Consider the following 13,947-nt stretch of genomic DNA (forward strand, 5'->3'; position numbering starts at 1 on the left):
GCAGCGGCTCGGGCGAACCGGGGCACGGCATGTGGTCGCGGTGCGATCCGGAGGATCGCGGTGTTTCAGTCCTCCCGGGCGTGGCGGCCGGCGCGCTGCTGGCCGGTGGGCTCGTCCCGCTCCGCCATCGCGGCCACCCCGTCGGCGTACCCGCTGGCGTAGTCCCAGCTGACGTAGTCGTCGGGATCCGGGTCGAACGGCGGCTCGTGCCGGCCGGTCTGGCCCTCCTCCAGCAGCTGGCGCAGGTTGCCCTGCATGAGGGCCCAGTCGACGTGGTGCTCCTCGTCGCAGTCCGGGCAGTCGACCACGATGCCCTTGATCCCGGTCGGCTCCAGCAGCGTCCGGAACACCTCGAGCTCGGCGAGGTCGTCGAGCACGCCGGCCCGCTCCTCCATGGTCAGCGGGGGCGGGCCCGGCCGGTCCGCGCCGAAGTCGGCGCCGGTGGCGTCGTCGAACGGGTCCACGCATCCTCCTCGCCGGTGTCCGCCGACCGCGCGGGGCCGGCTCGCCGCTCCGGGACGGCGGGAGGGTCCCGGCGTCCGGGACCACGGTAGCCGCCTCGCAGGCTCGGCACCGCCCCCGGACCGGCGCCGCCTACGATCGGTGACTGTTCTTCCGGTCCGGCCACCCGGGCGGGCGGCCCCAGTGAGAGAAGGTGGCGGCGCACATGCAGCCCGACCAAGGCGCACCCGGGCTGGCGGTGCCCGAGCTGCCGGCCAAGTTCGCCCCGCTGGGCCTGACCTACGACGACGTGCTGCTGGTCCCCGGCGCCTCCGACGTCGTCCCCGCGGACGTCGACACCTCCAGCCGCCTCACCCGCGGCATCCGGCTGGCCGTCCCGCTGGTCTCCAGCGCGATGGACACCGTCACCGAGGCGCGCATGGCGATCGCGATGGCCCGGGTCGGCGGCATGGGCGTGCTGCACCGCAACCTGGCCGCGGAGGAGCAGGCCGGCCAGGTCGACCTGGTCAAGCGGTCCGAGGCCGGCATGGTGACCAACCCGGTGACCTGCTCGCCCGACAACACCCTCGCCGAGGTCGACGCCCTGTCCGGCCGCTACCGCATCTCCGGCGCCCCGGTGGTCGACGCCGACGGCGTGCTGGTCGGCATGGTCACCAACCGCGACATGCGCTTCGAGACCGACCAGAGCCGGCTGGTGCGCGACGTGATGACGCCGATGCCGCTGGTCACCGCGCCCGTGGGGGTCGACCCCGACACCGCCCTGGACCTGCTGCGCCGCAACAAGATCGAGAAATTGCCGTTGGTCGACGGTGCCGGCCGCCTGCGCGGCCTGATCACCGTCAAGGACTTCGTCAAGCGCGACCAGTACCCGAACGCCACCAAGGACGCCGACGGCCGGCTCGTCGTGGGCGCGGCCCTCGGCGTGGGCGAGGACGCCTACAAGCGGGCCGGCCTGCTGGTCGACGCCGGCGTCGACGTGATCGTCGTCGACACCGCGCACGGCCACCAGCGGGCCGTGCTGGAGATGGTCGCCCGGGTGAGAGCCGAGTTCGGCGGGGACGGCGGCGTCCAGGTCGTCGGTGGGAACGTGGCCACCCGGGCCGGCGCGCAGGCCCTCGTCGACGCGGGTGCCGACGCGGTCAAGGTCGGCGTGGGGCCCGGGTCGATCTGCACCACGCGGGTGGTGGCCGGCGTCGGCGTGCCGCAGGTGACCGCGGTCTACGAGGCGGCGCTGGCGGCGAAGCCGGCCGGCGTCCCGGTGATCGCCGACGGCGGCCTGCAGTACTCGGGCGACATCGCCAAGGCCCTGGTCGCCGGCGCCGACACCGTGATGATCGGCGGGCTGTTCGCCGGCGTCGAGGAGGCGCCGGGCGAGCTGGTCTTCGTCAACGGCAAGCAGTACAAGACGTACCGGGGCATGGGCTCGCTCGGGGCCATGCAGAAGCGCGGCAGCCAGTCCTACAGCCGCGACCGGTACTTCGCCGACGACGTCCTCTCCGACGACAAGCTGGTGCCCGAGGGCATCGAGGGCCAGGTGCCCTACCGCGGCGCGCTGGCCGGCGTGGCCCACCAGCTGGTCGGCGGGCTGCGCGCCTCGATGGGGTACGCGGGCGCCGCCACCGTCGGCGAGCTGCAGGAGCGCGGCCAGCTGACGCGCATCACCACGGCCGGGCTCATCGAGAGCCACCCGCACGACATCCAGATGACCGCCGAAGCCCCCAACTACCGAGGCCGGTGAGTCCGCATGCCCGTCCGTGAGACCGTCGAGATCGGCCTCAACCGCTTCGCCCGCCGCGGCTACGACCTCGACGAGGTGTCGATCGTGCCGTCGCGGCGGACCCGCGACGTCGACGACGTCTCGACAGCCTGGCAGATCGACGCGTTCCGCTTCGAGATCCCGCTGGTCACCAGCGCCTCGGACGCCGTCGTCGACCCGGCGACGGCGATCGCGGTGGGGGAGGCCGGCGGGCTCGGCGTCCTCAACGCCGAGGGGCTGTGGACCCGCTACGACGACCCGGCGCCGGTCTACCGGCGCATCCGCGAGGCCTCGGCGGACGGCGCTCCACCGGTGGCACTGCTCCAGGAGGTCTACGCCGAGCCGGTCAAGACCGACCTCATCACCGCCCGGGTCAAGGAGCTGCGCGACTCCGGTGTCACGAGCGCGGTGCGCGTCTCCCCGCAGCACACGCAGCAGCTCGCGCCCGCCGTGCTCGCCGCCGGGGTCGACCTGCTGGTCATCCAGGGCACGATCGTGTCGGCCGAGCACGTGACGACCTCCGGCGACGCGCTGAACCTCAAGGAGTTCATCGCCGACCTCGACGTCCCGGTGGTCGTCGGCGGGGCGGCCGACTACCAGACCGCGCTGCACCTGATGCGCACTGGCGCGGCCGGCGTGATCGTCGGCGTGGGCGCCGACAGCTGGTCGACCGGCGACGCGGTCATGGGCGTGCGCGTGCCGCTGGCCAGCGCCATCGCCGACGCCGCCGCGGCCCGGCGCGACTACCTCGACGAGACCGGTGGCCGGTACGTGCACGTCATCGCCAACGGCCGGATCGAGACCAGCGGGGCGGTCGCCCGGGCGCTGGCCTGCGGGGCGGACGCCGTCCAGCTCGGCGAGCCGCTGCGGCGGGCGACCCAGGCCCCGGCCGGCGGCGTGTGGTGGGACTCGGTCGCGGCACACCCTCGGCTGCCCCGCGGTGGCGCCTCCCCGGCGGTCGCCCCGGCCGGCACCCTGCAGGAGGTGCTGTTCGGGCCGGCCCGCTCCGCCGACGGGCGGACCAACCTGTTCGGCGCGCTGGCCCGCACGATGGCCAAGACCGGGTACCGCGACCTCAAGGAGTTCCAGCGCGTGGATCTCGTGATCGGCGGGTGACGCCGTGGACTTCCCGACCGTCCTGGTCGTCGACTTCGGCGCCCAGTACGCGCAGCTGATCGCCCGGCGCATCCGCGAGGCCGGCGTCTACTCCGAGATCGTGCCGTCGTCCGTGCCGGCCGACGAGATCCTCGCCCGCAAGCCGGCCGCGATCGTGCTCTCCGGCGGGCCGTCCAGCGTCTACGAGCCCGGCGCCCCGCAGGTCGACGCGGCGCTGTTCGAGGGCGGGGTCCCCGCGTTCGGCATCTGCTACGGCTTCCAGGCCATGGCCCGGGGCCTGGGCGGGGCCGTGGCGCACACCGGCGACCGGGAGTACGGCGGCACGCCGCTGACGGTCACCACCGGCGGCCGGCTGTTCGGCGACCTGCCGGTGCAGCAGTCGGTGTGGATGAGCCACGGCGACGCGGTGAGCCAGGCCCCGCCCGGGTTCACCGTCACGGCGACCTCGACCGGGGCGCCCGTGGCGGCGTTCGAGGACGTCGACCGGCGGTTGGCCGGCGTGCAGTTCCACCCCGAGGTCCGGCACACCGCCCACGGGCAGACGGTGCTCGAGCACTTCCTGTTCGACATCGCCGGGCTGGAGCCGACGTGGACGATGGCCAACGTCGTCGAGGAGCAGGTCGAGCGCATCCGCGCGCAGGTCGGCGACCGGCGGGCGCTGTGCGCGCTGTCCGGCGGGGTCGACTCCGCCGTGGCCGCCGCGCTGGTGCAGCGGGCCATCGGCGACCGGCTCACCTGCGTCTACGTCGACCACGGGCTGATGCGGGAGGGCGAGACCGAGCAGATCGAGCGCGACTTCGTCGCGGTCACCGGCGCCGACCTGCGGGTGGTCGACGCCCGCGAGCAGTTCCTGGGCGCGCTGGAGGGCGCCGCCGACCCCGAGCAGAAGCGCAAGATCATCGGCCGGGAGTTCATCCGGGTCTTCGAACAGGCCGCCCTGGACGTCGTCCACGACGCGCAGGCGCACGGGGAGACGGTCGACTTCCTCGTCCAGGGCACGCTGTACCCCGACGTGGTCGAGTCCGGCGGTGGCACCGGGACGGCGAACATCAAGAGCCACCACAACGTCGGCGGACTGCCCGAGGACCTCACCTTCACCCTCGTGGAGCCGCTGCGCACGCTGTTCAAGGACGAGGTGCGCGAGGTCGGCCTGCAGCTGGAGCTGCCCGAGTCGCTGGTCTGGCGCCAGCCGTTCCCCGGCCCGGGCCTGGGCATCCGCATCGTCGGTGCGGTCACCCGCGAGCGGCTCGACGTGCTGCGCCGGGCCGACGCGATCGCGCGGGCGGAGCTGACCGCGGCCCACCTCGACCGGGAGATCTGGCAGTGCCCGGTCGTGCTGCTGGCCGACGTCCGGTCGGTCGGCGTCCAGGGCGACGGGCGCACCTACGGCCACCCGGTGGTGCTGCGGCCGGTGTCCAGCGAGGACGCGATGACCGCCGACTGGACCCGGCTGCCCTACGACGTGCTGGCCCGGATCTCCACGCGGATCACCAACGAGGTGCCCGAGGTGAACCGGGTCGTCCTCGACGTCACCAGCAAGCCGCCCGGCACGATCGAGTGGGAGTAGGAGGAGTGTGAGGGTGCAGGTTTCCTGTGCTCACGCACTCCACCGGTGGACGAGGTGACCGTCGCTCCCTGGCCGCTGGTCCCCAGCCTGCTCGCGCTCGCCGCCATGGCCGCCGTCATCGTGGCGGCCGGCGTCCGGCTGACCCGGGTGGCCGACTCGTTGGCCGAGCGCACCGGCCTGGGCGACGCAATCGGCGGCGCCCTGCTGCTCGGCGCGGTGACCTCGTTGCCGGGCATCGTCACCACGGTCACCGGGGCCCTCGGTGGCGACCCCGGCTTCGGGTTGGCCAACCCGGTGGGCGGCGTCGCCGTGCAGACCGTGTGGCTGGCCGTCGCGGACCTGGTCTACCGGCGGGCCAACCTGGAGCACGCGGCGGCCTCGCTGGAGAACCTGATGCAGGCGCTGATCCTGGTCGCGCTGCTCGCCGTGCCGGTCATCGCATACGCCACGCCGGGCCTCGTGCTGGGCTGGATCCACCCGGTCACCGCGCTGATCCCGCTGGCCTACGGCTACGGCCTCTACCTCCTCCGGCAGATGCGCAAGGCGCCGATGTGGCAGGCCGTGCGGACCCCGGCCACCGAGGACGACGACGACCAGGAGCCGGCCAGCGACGAGCCGCTGCGCCGCCTGTGGCTGAAGCTCGCCGCCCTCGGCGCGGTCGTCGGGTTCGCCGGGTGGGTCATCGGCCGCGCGGGGCTCGGCGTGATCGCCGGCAGCGGGCTGCCGAGCGGGCTGGTGGGCTTCACGCTCACCACGGCCATCACGTCGCTGCCCGAGCTCGTCGTCCTGGTGACCGCGGTGCGCATGGGCGCGCTGACCCTCGGCGTCGGCAACATCATCGGCGGCAACGTCTTCGACTCGCTGATGATCGCCATGGCCGACGTCTTCTACCTGCAGGGGCCGGTCTACCGCGACGCCGGCGACCAGAGCCTCGTGCTGCTCGGCGGGACGATGCTGATGATCACCGTGCTCGCCGGCGGCCTGGTCGTGCGCGACCGCAAGGGCGTGGGCTTCGAGGGCGTGGCCATCCCGTCGATCTACGTCGGCACCGTCGCCCTGGTCCTGGTCACCGGGTGAGCGCCCCACCGGCGGCGGGGCCCGGAGCTGCGCTCACGGGACGGGGACCGACACCACCTCGGGCACGTCGGGCATCGGCTCGGTGGTCACGCTGACCAGCGTGACGGCGAAGAAGGCCAGCACCAGCAGGGACGCGGCACCCAGCACGGCGGCCAGCCGGTAGAGCGATCCGGCCGCGCCGTGGTGCGCACGCGCGCCGCCGATCCCGATGAACAGGGCTACCACGCCGAGCAGCGCGGCCGGCACCGGGACGAGGACGGTGAGCGGGACGGCGAGGCCCCCGATGACGACCGCGGTCACGCCGAGCCAGCGGGGCCACGCCGGCCCGGCCCGGACGACGGGGGCGTGGTGAACGGTCACACGGACAGCGTCGTCCCGGTGCGTCCCGCGTCGCAAGGGGCGACGGCCCGCCGTCCCGCACGGCGGAGGGCCCGGGGAGCGTCGCTCCCCGGGCCCTCCTGACCCCGTTCCGCCGGCCGGTCAGCCGCTGCGCCGGCGGGCCTTGCGCAGTTCGGACACCAGCAGGACCACTCCGGCCCCGATGAGGACCAGCCACAGCAGCCCGCCGTCGGCCAGGAAGCCGAGGTCCAGGCCGGTCATCACGACCAGCGCCAGGACGACGAACGCCACGCCCGGCACGAAGGCCGCCAGGTCGACGCGGCGGCGGGGCGGTGACACGTCCTCGGTCTCGAGCGGGTACACCGGCTGCCAGTTGTCAGCCACGGGTCACCTCCACGTCTCCGGCCCTCGCGTCGAGGGTGAGTTCGATCTCGGGCAGGCCGTCGTCGACCCAGGAGCCGACGCCCTCGCCGGGGAACAGCCCGCCGTCGGTGAGGCCCCGGTCGAAGAGGTCGACGTTGCCGTGGCCGACGTCCACGTGCACGCGGACGTCGGCGTCCCGGGGCAGGACGACGGTCACGTCGCCCACGCCGGAGTCCAGCCGGGTCTCGATCGGCTCGGTGAGATTGCTGACGTCCAGGTCGGCGAAGTCGAGCCGGACGTCGCCGATGCCGGCGCGGTACACGGGGCGGACGTCGTCCGGCGTGCTCGCGTACCAGGTGCGGTCGGCGACGCCCGCGCCGCGCCAGGGTTCGGCGGAGCTGATCAGCAGGGCCAGGGACAGGATGGCGCCGAGGGCGATCAGCCCGCCGCGTGCGGTGCGCCCACCGGTGAAGGCGGCCACCATCAGCCCGAAGCCGACGACCAGCAGCGCCGCACCGAGGAACGGGGTGGCGTCGGGATCCCAGCCGGTGAACCGGGCGACGAAGGCCAGCAGGCCGACCACGATCAGCAGGCCGGCGACGGTCAGCCCGGGGATGGGCGAGCGGGGGCCGGCGGGCCGCCGCGGCTCGACGTCGACCCCGGTGCCAGGGACCTGCGGTCCGGCCGGTACCAGCAGCCAGAGCAGCAGGTAGACCAGGATGCCGGTGCCGCCGGCGAAGGTCAGCGCGACGAAGCCGACCCGCCAGAGCAGGGCGTCGATGCCGCTGTACTCGGCGAGGCCGCCGCTGACACCACCGATCACCTTGTCGGTGCGGCTGCGCCGGAGCTGGCCACGTGCCGGCGGCGGCGCCTGGGGCGGCGGCGGCTCGAAGTAGCCCGGGTCGGGAAGCGGCGGCGGGAACGGCGGGGGAGGCGGGGGAGCGGGAGGCGGTGCGGAGGTCATGGCGACGAGACTGCCGACCGGGCGGACCGAGGTACATCGGGGAACGCCCCCAACCGACCCTGGTTCCCTTCCGGGGTGATCACCGGTGTCAGACCGGGGGTCAGCGGTGCGACGATCGGTGCTGTGAACCCGATCCGCTCCGCGCCCGCGCCCGGTCCGGACGGCGGCACGCGGGTCGACGTCGCGGACGGCGGTCCGGTGACCGGGCCCGCCGTCCCGGCGCCGTCGCCGGCCACCGGCATGGCGTCGCCCGCCACCGGCAGGGCGCCGTCGCCGGCCAGCGACAGGGCGCCGGCCGACGGCGAGCCCGCCGCCCCGCCGGTCGCGCCCCCGGCCGCCGCGCCCCCGGCCGCGGTGCCCCCGGCCGCGGTGCCCCCGGTCGCGGTGCCCCCGAGCGCCGCGCCCCCCGTCCCGGCTCCACCGGCGCCGCCCGCCGACCGGCCGCCGCTGGTGCGGCCCCGCTCCGGCCGGTTGCTCGCCGGGGTGGCCTCCGGGACCGCGGCGCACCTCCGGCTCGACCCGCTCGTCGTCCGCGTGGCATTCGTCGTGCTGGCCACCACCGGCATCGGCGTGGTCGCCTATGCCCTGCTCTGGCTAACCATGCCGGTCGCGGACGTCGGCGCCGCCGACGGCGCACCCGGCCGGACCGCCGACCACCGGCCACGCAGCGGCCGCCAGGTGGCCGGCCTGGGCGTGCTCGTGGTGCTGGCCTTCCTCCTGGTCGGCCAGGTCTCGGCGTGGGGCGGCAACCTCGTCTTCCCGCTGCTGCTGCTCGTCGGCGGTCTCGCGGTGATCTGGCGCCAGCTCGACACCGACCGCACCCTCGCGATGCCGAACGTGCGCTGGGCGCTGGCCGGCGGCGTCGTCCTGGCCGCGGGCGGGGTCGTGCTGCTGCTGACCACGACCGGTCAGCTGGCCGAGGCGCGCGACGGTTTCGCCGCGACGCTGGTCATCCTCGCCGGCATCGCGCTGGCCACCGCGCCGCTGTGGCGTCGCCTGCTCGACTCCCGTGACGCCGAGCGGGCCGCGCGCATCCGCTCCGAGGAGCGCGCCTCCGTCGCCGCGCACCTGCACGACTCGGTGCTGCAGACGCTCGCGCTGATCCAGCGGCACTCCGGGTCGCCGTCCGCCGTGTCGCGGCTGGCGCGCAGCCAGGAACGGGAGCTGCGGGCCTGGCTCTACGAGCCGGCGGTGGTCACCGGCGGCACCTGGGCCGGGCTGGTCGCCGGCATGGTGGCCGACGTGGAGAACGACCACGCGCTGACCGTCGACCCGGTCGTCGTCGGCGACGCCCCCGTCGACGACGCGCTGGCCGCCCTCGGGGCGGCGACGCGCGAGGCGCTGGTCAACGCGGCGAAGCACTCGGGTGCGGCGTCGGCCGACCTCTACAGCGAGGTGACCCCCGATCGGGTGTCGGTGTTCGTGCGCGACCGCGGTGCCGGCTTCGACCCGGCGGCCGTCCCGCCCGACCGGCGCGGGCTGCGCGACTCGGTGACCGGCCGGCTGTCCCGGCTGGGCGGTTCGGCGCTGGTCCGCTCGGCGCCCGGCGACGGGACCGAGGTGGAGCTCGTGCTGCCGCGGGTGGCGGCATGAGCGCTCCGGAGGCGGTCACCCGGCCGCGGGTGTACCTCGTCGACGACCACGCCATGGTCCGCTCCGGTGTGCGTGCCGAGCTCGGCGACGCCGTCGACGTCGTCGGTGAGGCCGCCGACGTCACCTCGGCGGTCGAGGGCATCCGGGCCACGGTGCCCGACGTCGTCCTGCTCGACGTGCACCTGCCGGGGGGCGACGGGCGGGCGGTGCTGGACGCGCTGCGGGGCGAGCTGCCGTCGGTCCGCTGGCTGGCCCTGTCGGTGTCGGACGCCGCCGAGGACGTGATCGCGGTGATCCGCGCCGGGGCTCGCGGCTACGTGACCAAGACGATCTCCGGCCCCGACCTGCGGGCCGCCGTCCAGCGGGTCGCCGACGGCGACGTCGTCTTCAGCCCGCGGCTGGCCGGCTTCGTGCTCGACGCGTTCGCCGCGTCCGGGCCGGCGGCGGCTCCGGCGGCCGCCGACCCGGCCACCGATCCGGGACTGGACCTGCTCAGCACCCGCGAGCGCGAGGTGATGCAACTGCTGGCGCGCGGCTACACGTACCGGGAGATCGGCTCGCGGCTGTTCATCTCGGTCAAGACGGTGGAATCGCACGCGTCGAACGTGCTGCGCAAGCTCCAGTTGTCCAACCGCAACGAGCTCACCCGTTGGGCGGCGACCAACCGGTTGCTGTGACGTGAGGTCTCCCGGGCGCCGCCGGCTGGTCGTGTCGGGTGGCGTTCGGCGCGCGGCATTCTCCGGTCGGCGCCCCAGCGTTCCCGCGGGAACGGTGCCCGTCCACCGCCTCCGCGGGTCTCACGCGGTGTGCACGACGTGGAACGCCTCGGCGAGGCGGCCGTCGGGCAGGCCGTGCGTCCGCGCCACCTGCCGCATCCATCCGGTGACGAACTGCTCGAGATCGACCAGGTGGCTCACCTGCGTGACGTGGCTGCGCAGCGCGGCGAACTTCCGGTCGACGACTTCGGTGACGTCGACCGCGTGGTCGGCGCGCGGGCTGGCCGTCAGCCACACCTCGGGGACCGTCCAGGCCTCGAGGCCCTCGTCGTCGAGGAGCTCGGGAAAGGCGAACGGGTTGCGCGCGTCCGGGTAGACCGCCCGCAGCGTCGACTCGCCGACGACCATGTGGTCGGGATGGCTGGCACCGATGCGGTCCCAGAACCGCTCCGGGGAGCTGGTCAGCACCCGCTGCGGCCGCACCTGGCGGATGACCCGGCTGATGTCGCGTCGCAGGTCGAGCGTCAGCTCGAGCCGGCCGTCCGGGTGGCCGAGGAACCGGACGTCGCTCACGCCCACGGCGGCTGCTGCCGCCCGCTGCTCGGCCTTGCGCAGCCGCGGCATCTCCTCGCGAGGGGTCTCGTCGAATCCCCCGGCGTCGCCGTCGGTCACGATGCAGTAGGTGACGTGCGTGCCGGCCGCCGTCCAGGAGGCGACCGTGCCGGCACTGCCGAAGTCGACGTCGTCGGGGTGGGCGAGCACGCACAACGCGCGCTCGACGTGCTCGGCGGGTGCCGCCGACCGGGCGAAGGGCGAGCTCACCCGCCGGACTGTAGGAGCGGCCGCACACCTCCGGCGACCGCAGCGACCGGACGGCGGCACCCGTCAGCCGGGGCGGTCCCCGTAGCCAGGCGGTGACCGGTGCAGCTCACAACCGGCCGCGGCCCTGGCGGAGCAGCATCATGCCGAGCGCGGCACCGTCCGGGCCCAGTGCGCTGCGGAACCGGGTGAGGACCTCGGCCTCGCGGGAGAGCGACAGGCGGGTGCCACCGGACGCCGCCCGCAGCGCCCCGATCTCGCGCGAGATGGCCAGCCGCCGCTGCACGAGCGCGATGATCTCGGCGTCGCAGTCGTCGATCTCCGCGCGGAGCTCACCGATGCGAGGGGCGGGGTCTGCCGTGGCGTCGATCGGAGCGTCGGACGCGGGGGCGTCGGCGAGAACGGTGGCGGTCATCGGTTCCTCCAGCTACGGGAGGCCGTCGGTCCCGAGAACGGAGAACGCCCCGGGCTCCTCGGGCCCGGGGCGTCGTGTGCGGCGAGTCTGCTCAGCCAGCGGTGACGGACACCGGATCCCGGTGGCCGTAGTAAAAGCTGACCGTGGCGAGCACGGCATCGAGTGTGCCACAGCACCGGCCGCCGGGGCGAGGCCGGACGACGGATCGGGCGTGTCGCGGCGGTCTCCGCGATCCCGGCACGGCGGCCTCCCTCCACCTCGAGCGCGGCGGCCTCCGCTGGTCCCGGGAGCAGGACCGGCCCCGCGTCCGGCCGCGGCTGTGACGGGTGGGGCGCGGTTGCCGGGCCTGCCGGGGGAGTCACCCGTCCGGCTTACAGTGGCCGGGTCATGAGTAGCGTCCAGCACGCCCTGCCGGGCACCGCCGCACTCCAGCGCACCGCTCCGGGGCAGGCCGGGCGCGAACTCGACCGGCTGCTCGCCGGCCTCAACGGCCCCCAGCGCCAGGCGGTCGTGCACGAGGGCGGGCCGCTGCTGATCGTCGCCGGTGCCGGCTCGGGCAAGACCCGGGTGCTCACGCACCGGATCGCCTACCTGCTCGGCGCCCGCGGCGCCCAGCCCGGCGAGATCCTCGCGATCACCTTCACCAACAAGGCCGCCGGCGAGATGAAGGAGCGCGTCGCCCAGCTCGTCGGTCCACGCGCCCGCGCGATGTGGGTGTCGACCTTCCACTCGATGTGCGTGCGCATCCTGCGTGCCGAGGCGGTCAAGCTCGGGCTCAAGTCGTCGTTCACCATCTACGACCAGGGCGATTCGGTCCGCCTCATGACGATGGTGGCCCGCGACCTCGACCTCGACGCCAAGCGCTACCCCGGACGCAGCCTCGCCGCCCAGGTGTCCAACCTGAAGAACGAGCTGGTCGACGAGGAGAGCTTCACCCCGCAGACGGCCCCGGAGAAGGTGCTGGCCGAGGTCTACCGGCTCTACCAGCAGCGGCTGCGCGAGGCGCACGCACTCGACTTCGACGACCTGATCATGACGACGGTCCACCTGCTGCAGGCGTTCCCAGACGTCGCCGAGCACTACCGCCGCAGGTTCCGGCACGTGCTGGTCGACGAGTACCAGGACACCAACCACGCCCAGTACGTGCTCGTCCGCGAGCTGGTCGGCCCGCCCGGCGGGTCGGTCCCACCCGCCGAGCTGTGCGTCGTGGGCGACGCCGACCAGTCGATCTACGCCTTCCGCGGCGCCACGATCCGCAACATCGACGAGTTCGAGCGCGACTACCCCGACGCGACGACGATCCTGCTCGAGCAGAACTACCGCTCCACCCAGCGCATCCTGCGGGCGGCCAACCAGGTGATCGCCAAGAACACGGGCCGTCGTCCGAAGAACCTGTGGACCGACGCCGGCGACGGCGAGCTGATCGAGGGCTACGTCGCCGACAACGAGCACGACGAGGCCGCCTGGGTCGCCGAGCAGATCGATGCGCTGGTCGACGAGGGCGTCGTCAGACCTGCGGACATCGCGGTCTTCTACCGCACCAACAACGCCTCCCGGGTCTTCGAAGAGGTGTTCATCCGCGTCGGCATGCCCTACAAGGTGGTCGGCGGGGTGCGCTTCTACGAGCGCAAGGAGGTCCGCGACGCGCTGGCCTACCTCAAGGTGGTGGCCAACCCGACGGACGTCGTGAGCCTCCGGCGGGTGCTCAACACCCCGAAGCGTGGCATCGGCGAGCGGGCCGAGGCGTGCGTCGAGCAGTTCGCCGACCGGGAGCGGATCGCCTTCGCCACCGCGCTCCGCCGGTGCTCGGAGATCACTTCCCTGGCGCCGCGGTCGCTGAAGAACATCCAGGAGTTCGTCGCGCTGCTCGAGGAGTTCGAGCAGCTGGTCGAGACCGGCTCCGGCCCGGCCGCGCTGCTGGAGAGCATCCTCGACCGCACCGGCTACCTGGCCGAGCTGTCGGCGAGCACCGACCCGCAGGACGAGGGGCGGGTCGACAACCTCAACGAACTCGTCTCGGTGGCCGCCGAGTTCGAGGCGGCCCACCCCGGCGGCTCGGTCCCCGACTTCCTCGAGCAGGTCAGCCTGGTGGCCGACGCCGACCAGGTGCCGGTCGCCGGTGACGACGCGGGTGTGGTCACGCTGATGACCCTGCACACCGCGAAGGGCCTGGAATTCCCGGTGGTCTTCCTGACCGCGCTGGAGGACGGCGTCTTCCCGCACCTGCGGGCGCTCGGCGACCCGCGCGAGCTGGAGGAGGAGCGCCGGCTGGCCTACGTCGGCATCACCCGGGCGCGGCAGCGGCTGTTCCTCTCCCGCGCGCAGGTCCGCACGAGCTGGGGGCAGCCGGCGTACAACCCCCCGTCCCGGTTCCTCGACGAGTTGCCCACCGACGCCGTCCACTGGGCGCGCACGGACCCGGCGCCCGCGTCGACGTCGTCCTGGTCGTCAGCGCAGGGGCGCGTCGCCGCCACCGGCCTGTCCACCGGTGGGCTCCGCGGGGGCGCGGGCAACCGGGCGGTGATCAGCGTCGAGGTCGGCGACCGGGTCAGCCACGACGCGTTCGGCATGGGCACCGTCGTCGAGGTCAACGGGGTCGGTGACAAGGCGCAGGCCACGGTCGACTTCGGCTCCGGCGGCACCAAGCGCCTGGTCCTCCGCTACGCCCCGCTGGTCAAGCTGTAACACTGTCGTCCTCCGGACGACACGGCGGCGACGTGCCGTCCCCCGGCCGGGCGGAGCCCTGCCTGCCGCTCGTCG

Annotated in this window: 13 protein-coding genes; 7 read left to right on the plus strand and 6 right to left on the minus strand. The window is 74.3% G+C overall.

The window, feature by feature from the left end; all coding sequences use genetic code 11:
* Positions 1-65 precede the first annotated feature (65 nt).
* Positions 66-464 (minus strand): DUF5319 domain-containing protein, encoded by a 399-nt coding sequence (locus OF117_RS03720; protein WP_263551458.1) that lies wholly within the window; start codon positions 462-464, stop codon positions 66-68.
* Positions 465-667: 203 nt separating this feature from the next.
* Between OF117_RS03720 and guaB the strand changes: the two genes are divergently transcribed.
* From guaB to OF117_RS03740, 4 genes are read left to right on the plus strand one after another with little or no spacing between them, the layout of a single operon-like run.
* The gene (gene guaB / locus OF117_RS03725) at positions 668-2,200 is read left to right on the plus strand and encodes an IMP dehydrogenase (RefSeq protein WP_263551459.1); all 1,533 of its coding nucleotides are present in this window, start codon (positions 668-670) and stop codon (positions 2,198-2,200) included.
* A 6-nt stretch (positions 2,201-2,206) separates the two neighbouring features.
* A complete protein-coding gene (locus OF117_RS03730) occupies positions 2,207-3,334 on the plus strand; it encodes a GuaB3 family IMP dehydrogenase-related protein (RefSeq protein ID WP_263551460.1) in 1,128 nt (375 codons plus the stop codon).
* Between the two features lie 4 nt (positions 3,335-3,338).
* Positions 3,339-4,901: a glutamine-hydrolyzing GMP synthase gene (gene guaA, locus OF117_RS03735; protein WP_263551461.1), complete on the plus strand. Its 1,563-nt coding sequence runs from the start codon at positions 3,339-3,341 to the stop codon at positions 4,899-4,901.
* Positions 4,902-4,955: 54 nt separating this feature from the next.
* Positions 4,956-5,978, plus strand: a complete 1,023-nt coding sequence (locus tag OF117_RS03740) for a sodium:calcium antiporter (protein WP_263551462.1) — start codon at positions 4,956-4,958, stop codon at positions 5,976-5,978.
* A 33-nt stretch (positions 5,979-6,011) separates the two neighbouring features.
* Here the strand turns inward: OF117_RS03740 and OF117_RS03745 are convergent, their stop codons facing one another.
* From OF117_RS03745 to OF117_RS03755, 3 genes are all read right to left on the minus strand, one after another.
* Entirely contained in the window at positions 6,012-6,338 is a 327-nt protein-coding gene (locus OF117_RS03745) for a hypothetical protein (RefSeq protein ID WP_263551463.1), read from the minus strand.
* A 120-nt stretch (positions 6,339-6,458) separates the two neighbouring features.
* Positions 6,459-6,701 (minus strand): hypothetical protein, encoded by a 243-nt coding sequence (locus OF117_RS03750; protein ID WP_263551464.1) that lies wholly within the window; start codon positions 6,699-6,701, stop codon positions 6,459-6,461.
* On the minus strand, positions 6,694-7,644 hold the full coding sequence (locus OF117_RS03755; protein ID WP_263551465.1) for a PspC domain-containing protein: 951 nt from the start codon (positions 7,642-7,644) through the stop codon (positions 6,694-6,696). Before OF117_RS03755 ends, OF117_RS03750 begins: the two co-directional genes overlap by 8 nt.
* Positions 7,645-7,767: 123 nt before the next feature.
* Here OF117_RS03755 and OF117_RS03760 point away from each other — a divergent pair, with 123 nt between their 5' ends.
* Together OF117_RS03760 and OF117_RS03765 are read left to right on the plus strand one after the other, a co-directional pair.
* Entirely contained in the window at positions 7,768-9,237 is a 1,470-nt protein-coding gene (locus OF117_RS03760) for an ATP-binding protein (protein ID WP_263551466.1), read from the plus strand.
* Positions 9,234-9,914: a response regulator gene (locus OF117_RS03765; protein WP_263551467.1), complete on the plus strand. Its 681-nt coding sequence runs from the start codon at positions 9,234-9,236 to the stop codon at positions 9,912-9,914. The genes OF117_RS03760 and OF117_RS03765 overlap by 4 nt, the downstream gene beginning before the upstream one ends.
* A gap of 120 nt (positions 9,915-10,034) precedes the next feature.
* Here the strand turns inward: OF117_RS03765 and OF117_RS03770 are convergent, their stop codons facing one another.
* Together OF117_RS03770 and OF117_RS03775 are read right to left on the minus strand one after the other, a co-directional pair.
* Positions 10,035-10,775 carry a PIG-L deacetylase family protein gene (locus OF117_RS03770; protein ID WP_263551468.1) on the minus strand — a complete coding sequence of 247 codons (741 nt, stop codon included), beginning with the start codon at positions 10,773-10,775 and terminating at the stop codon, positions 10,035-10,037.
* A gap of 106 nt (positions 10,776-10,881) precedes the next feature.
* Positions 10,882-11,187, minus strand: a complete 306-nt coding sequence (locus OF117_RS03775) for a chorismate mutase (protein WP_263551469.1) — start codon at positions 11,185-11,187, stop codon at positions 10,882-10,884.
* Between the two features lie 387 nt (positions 11,188-11,574).
* Between OF117_RS03775 and pcrA the strand changes: the two genes are divergently transcribed.
* Complete coding sequence (gene pcrA / locus OF117_RS03780; protein WP_263551470.1) at positions 11,575-13,872, plus strand: DNA helicase PcrA; 2,298 nt, start codon at positions 11,575-11,577, stop codon at positions 13,870-13,872.
* Positions 13,873-13,947: the final 75 nt, after the last annotated feature.

This window comes from Geodermatophilus sp. YIM 151500 (assembly GCF_025716945.1).
Taxonomy (GTDB): Bacteria; Actinomycetota; Actinomycetes; order Mycobacteriales; family Geodermatophilaceae; genus YIM-151500.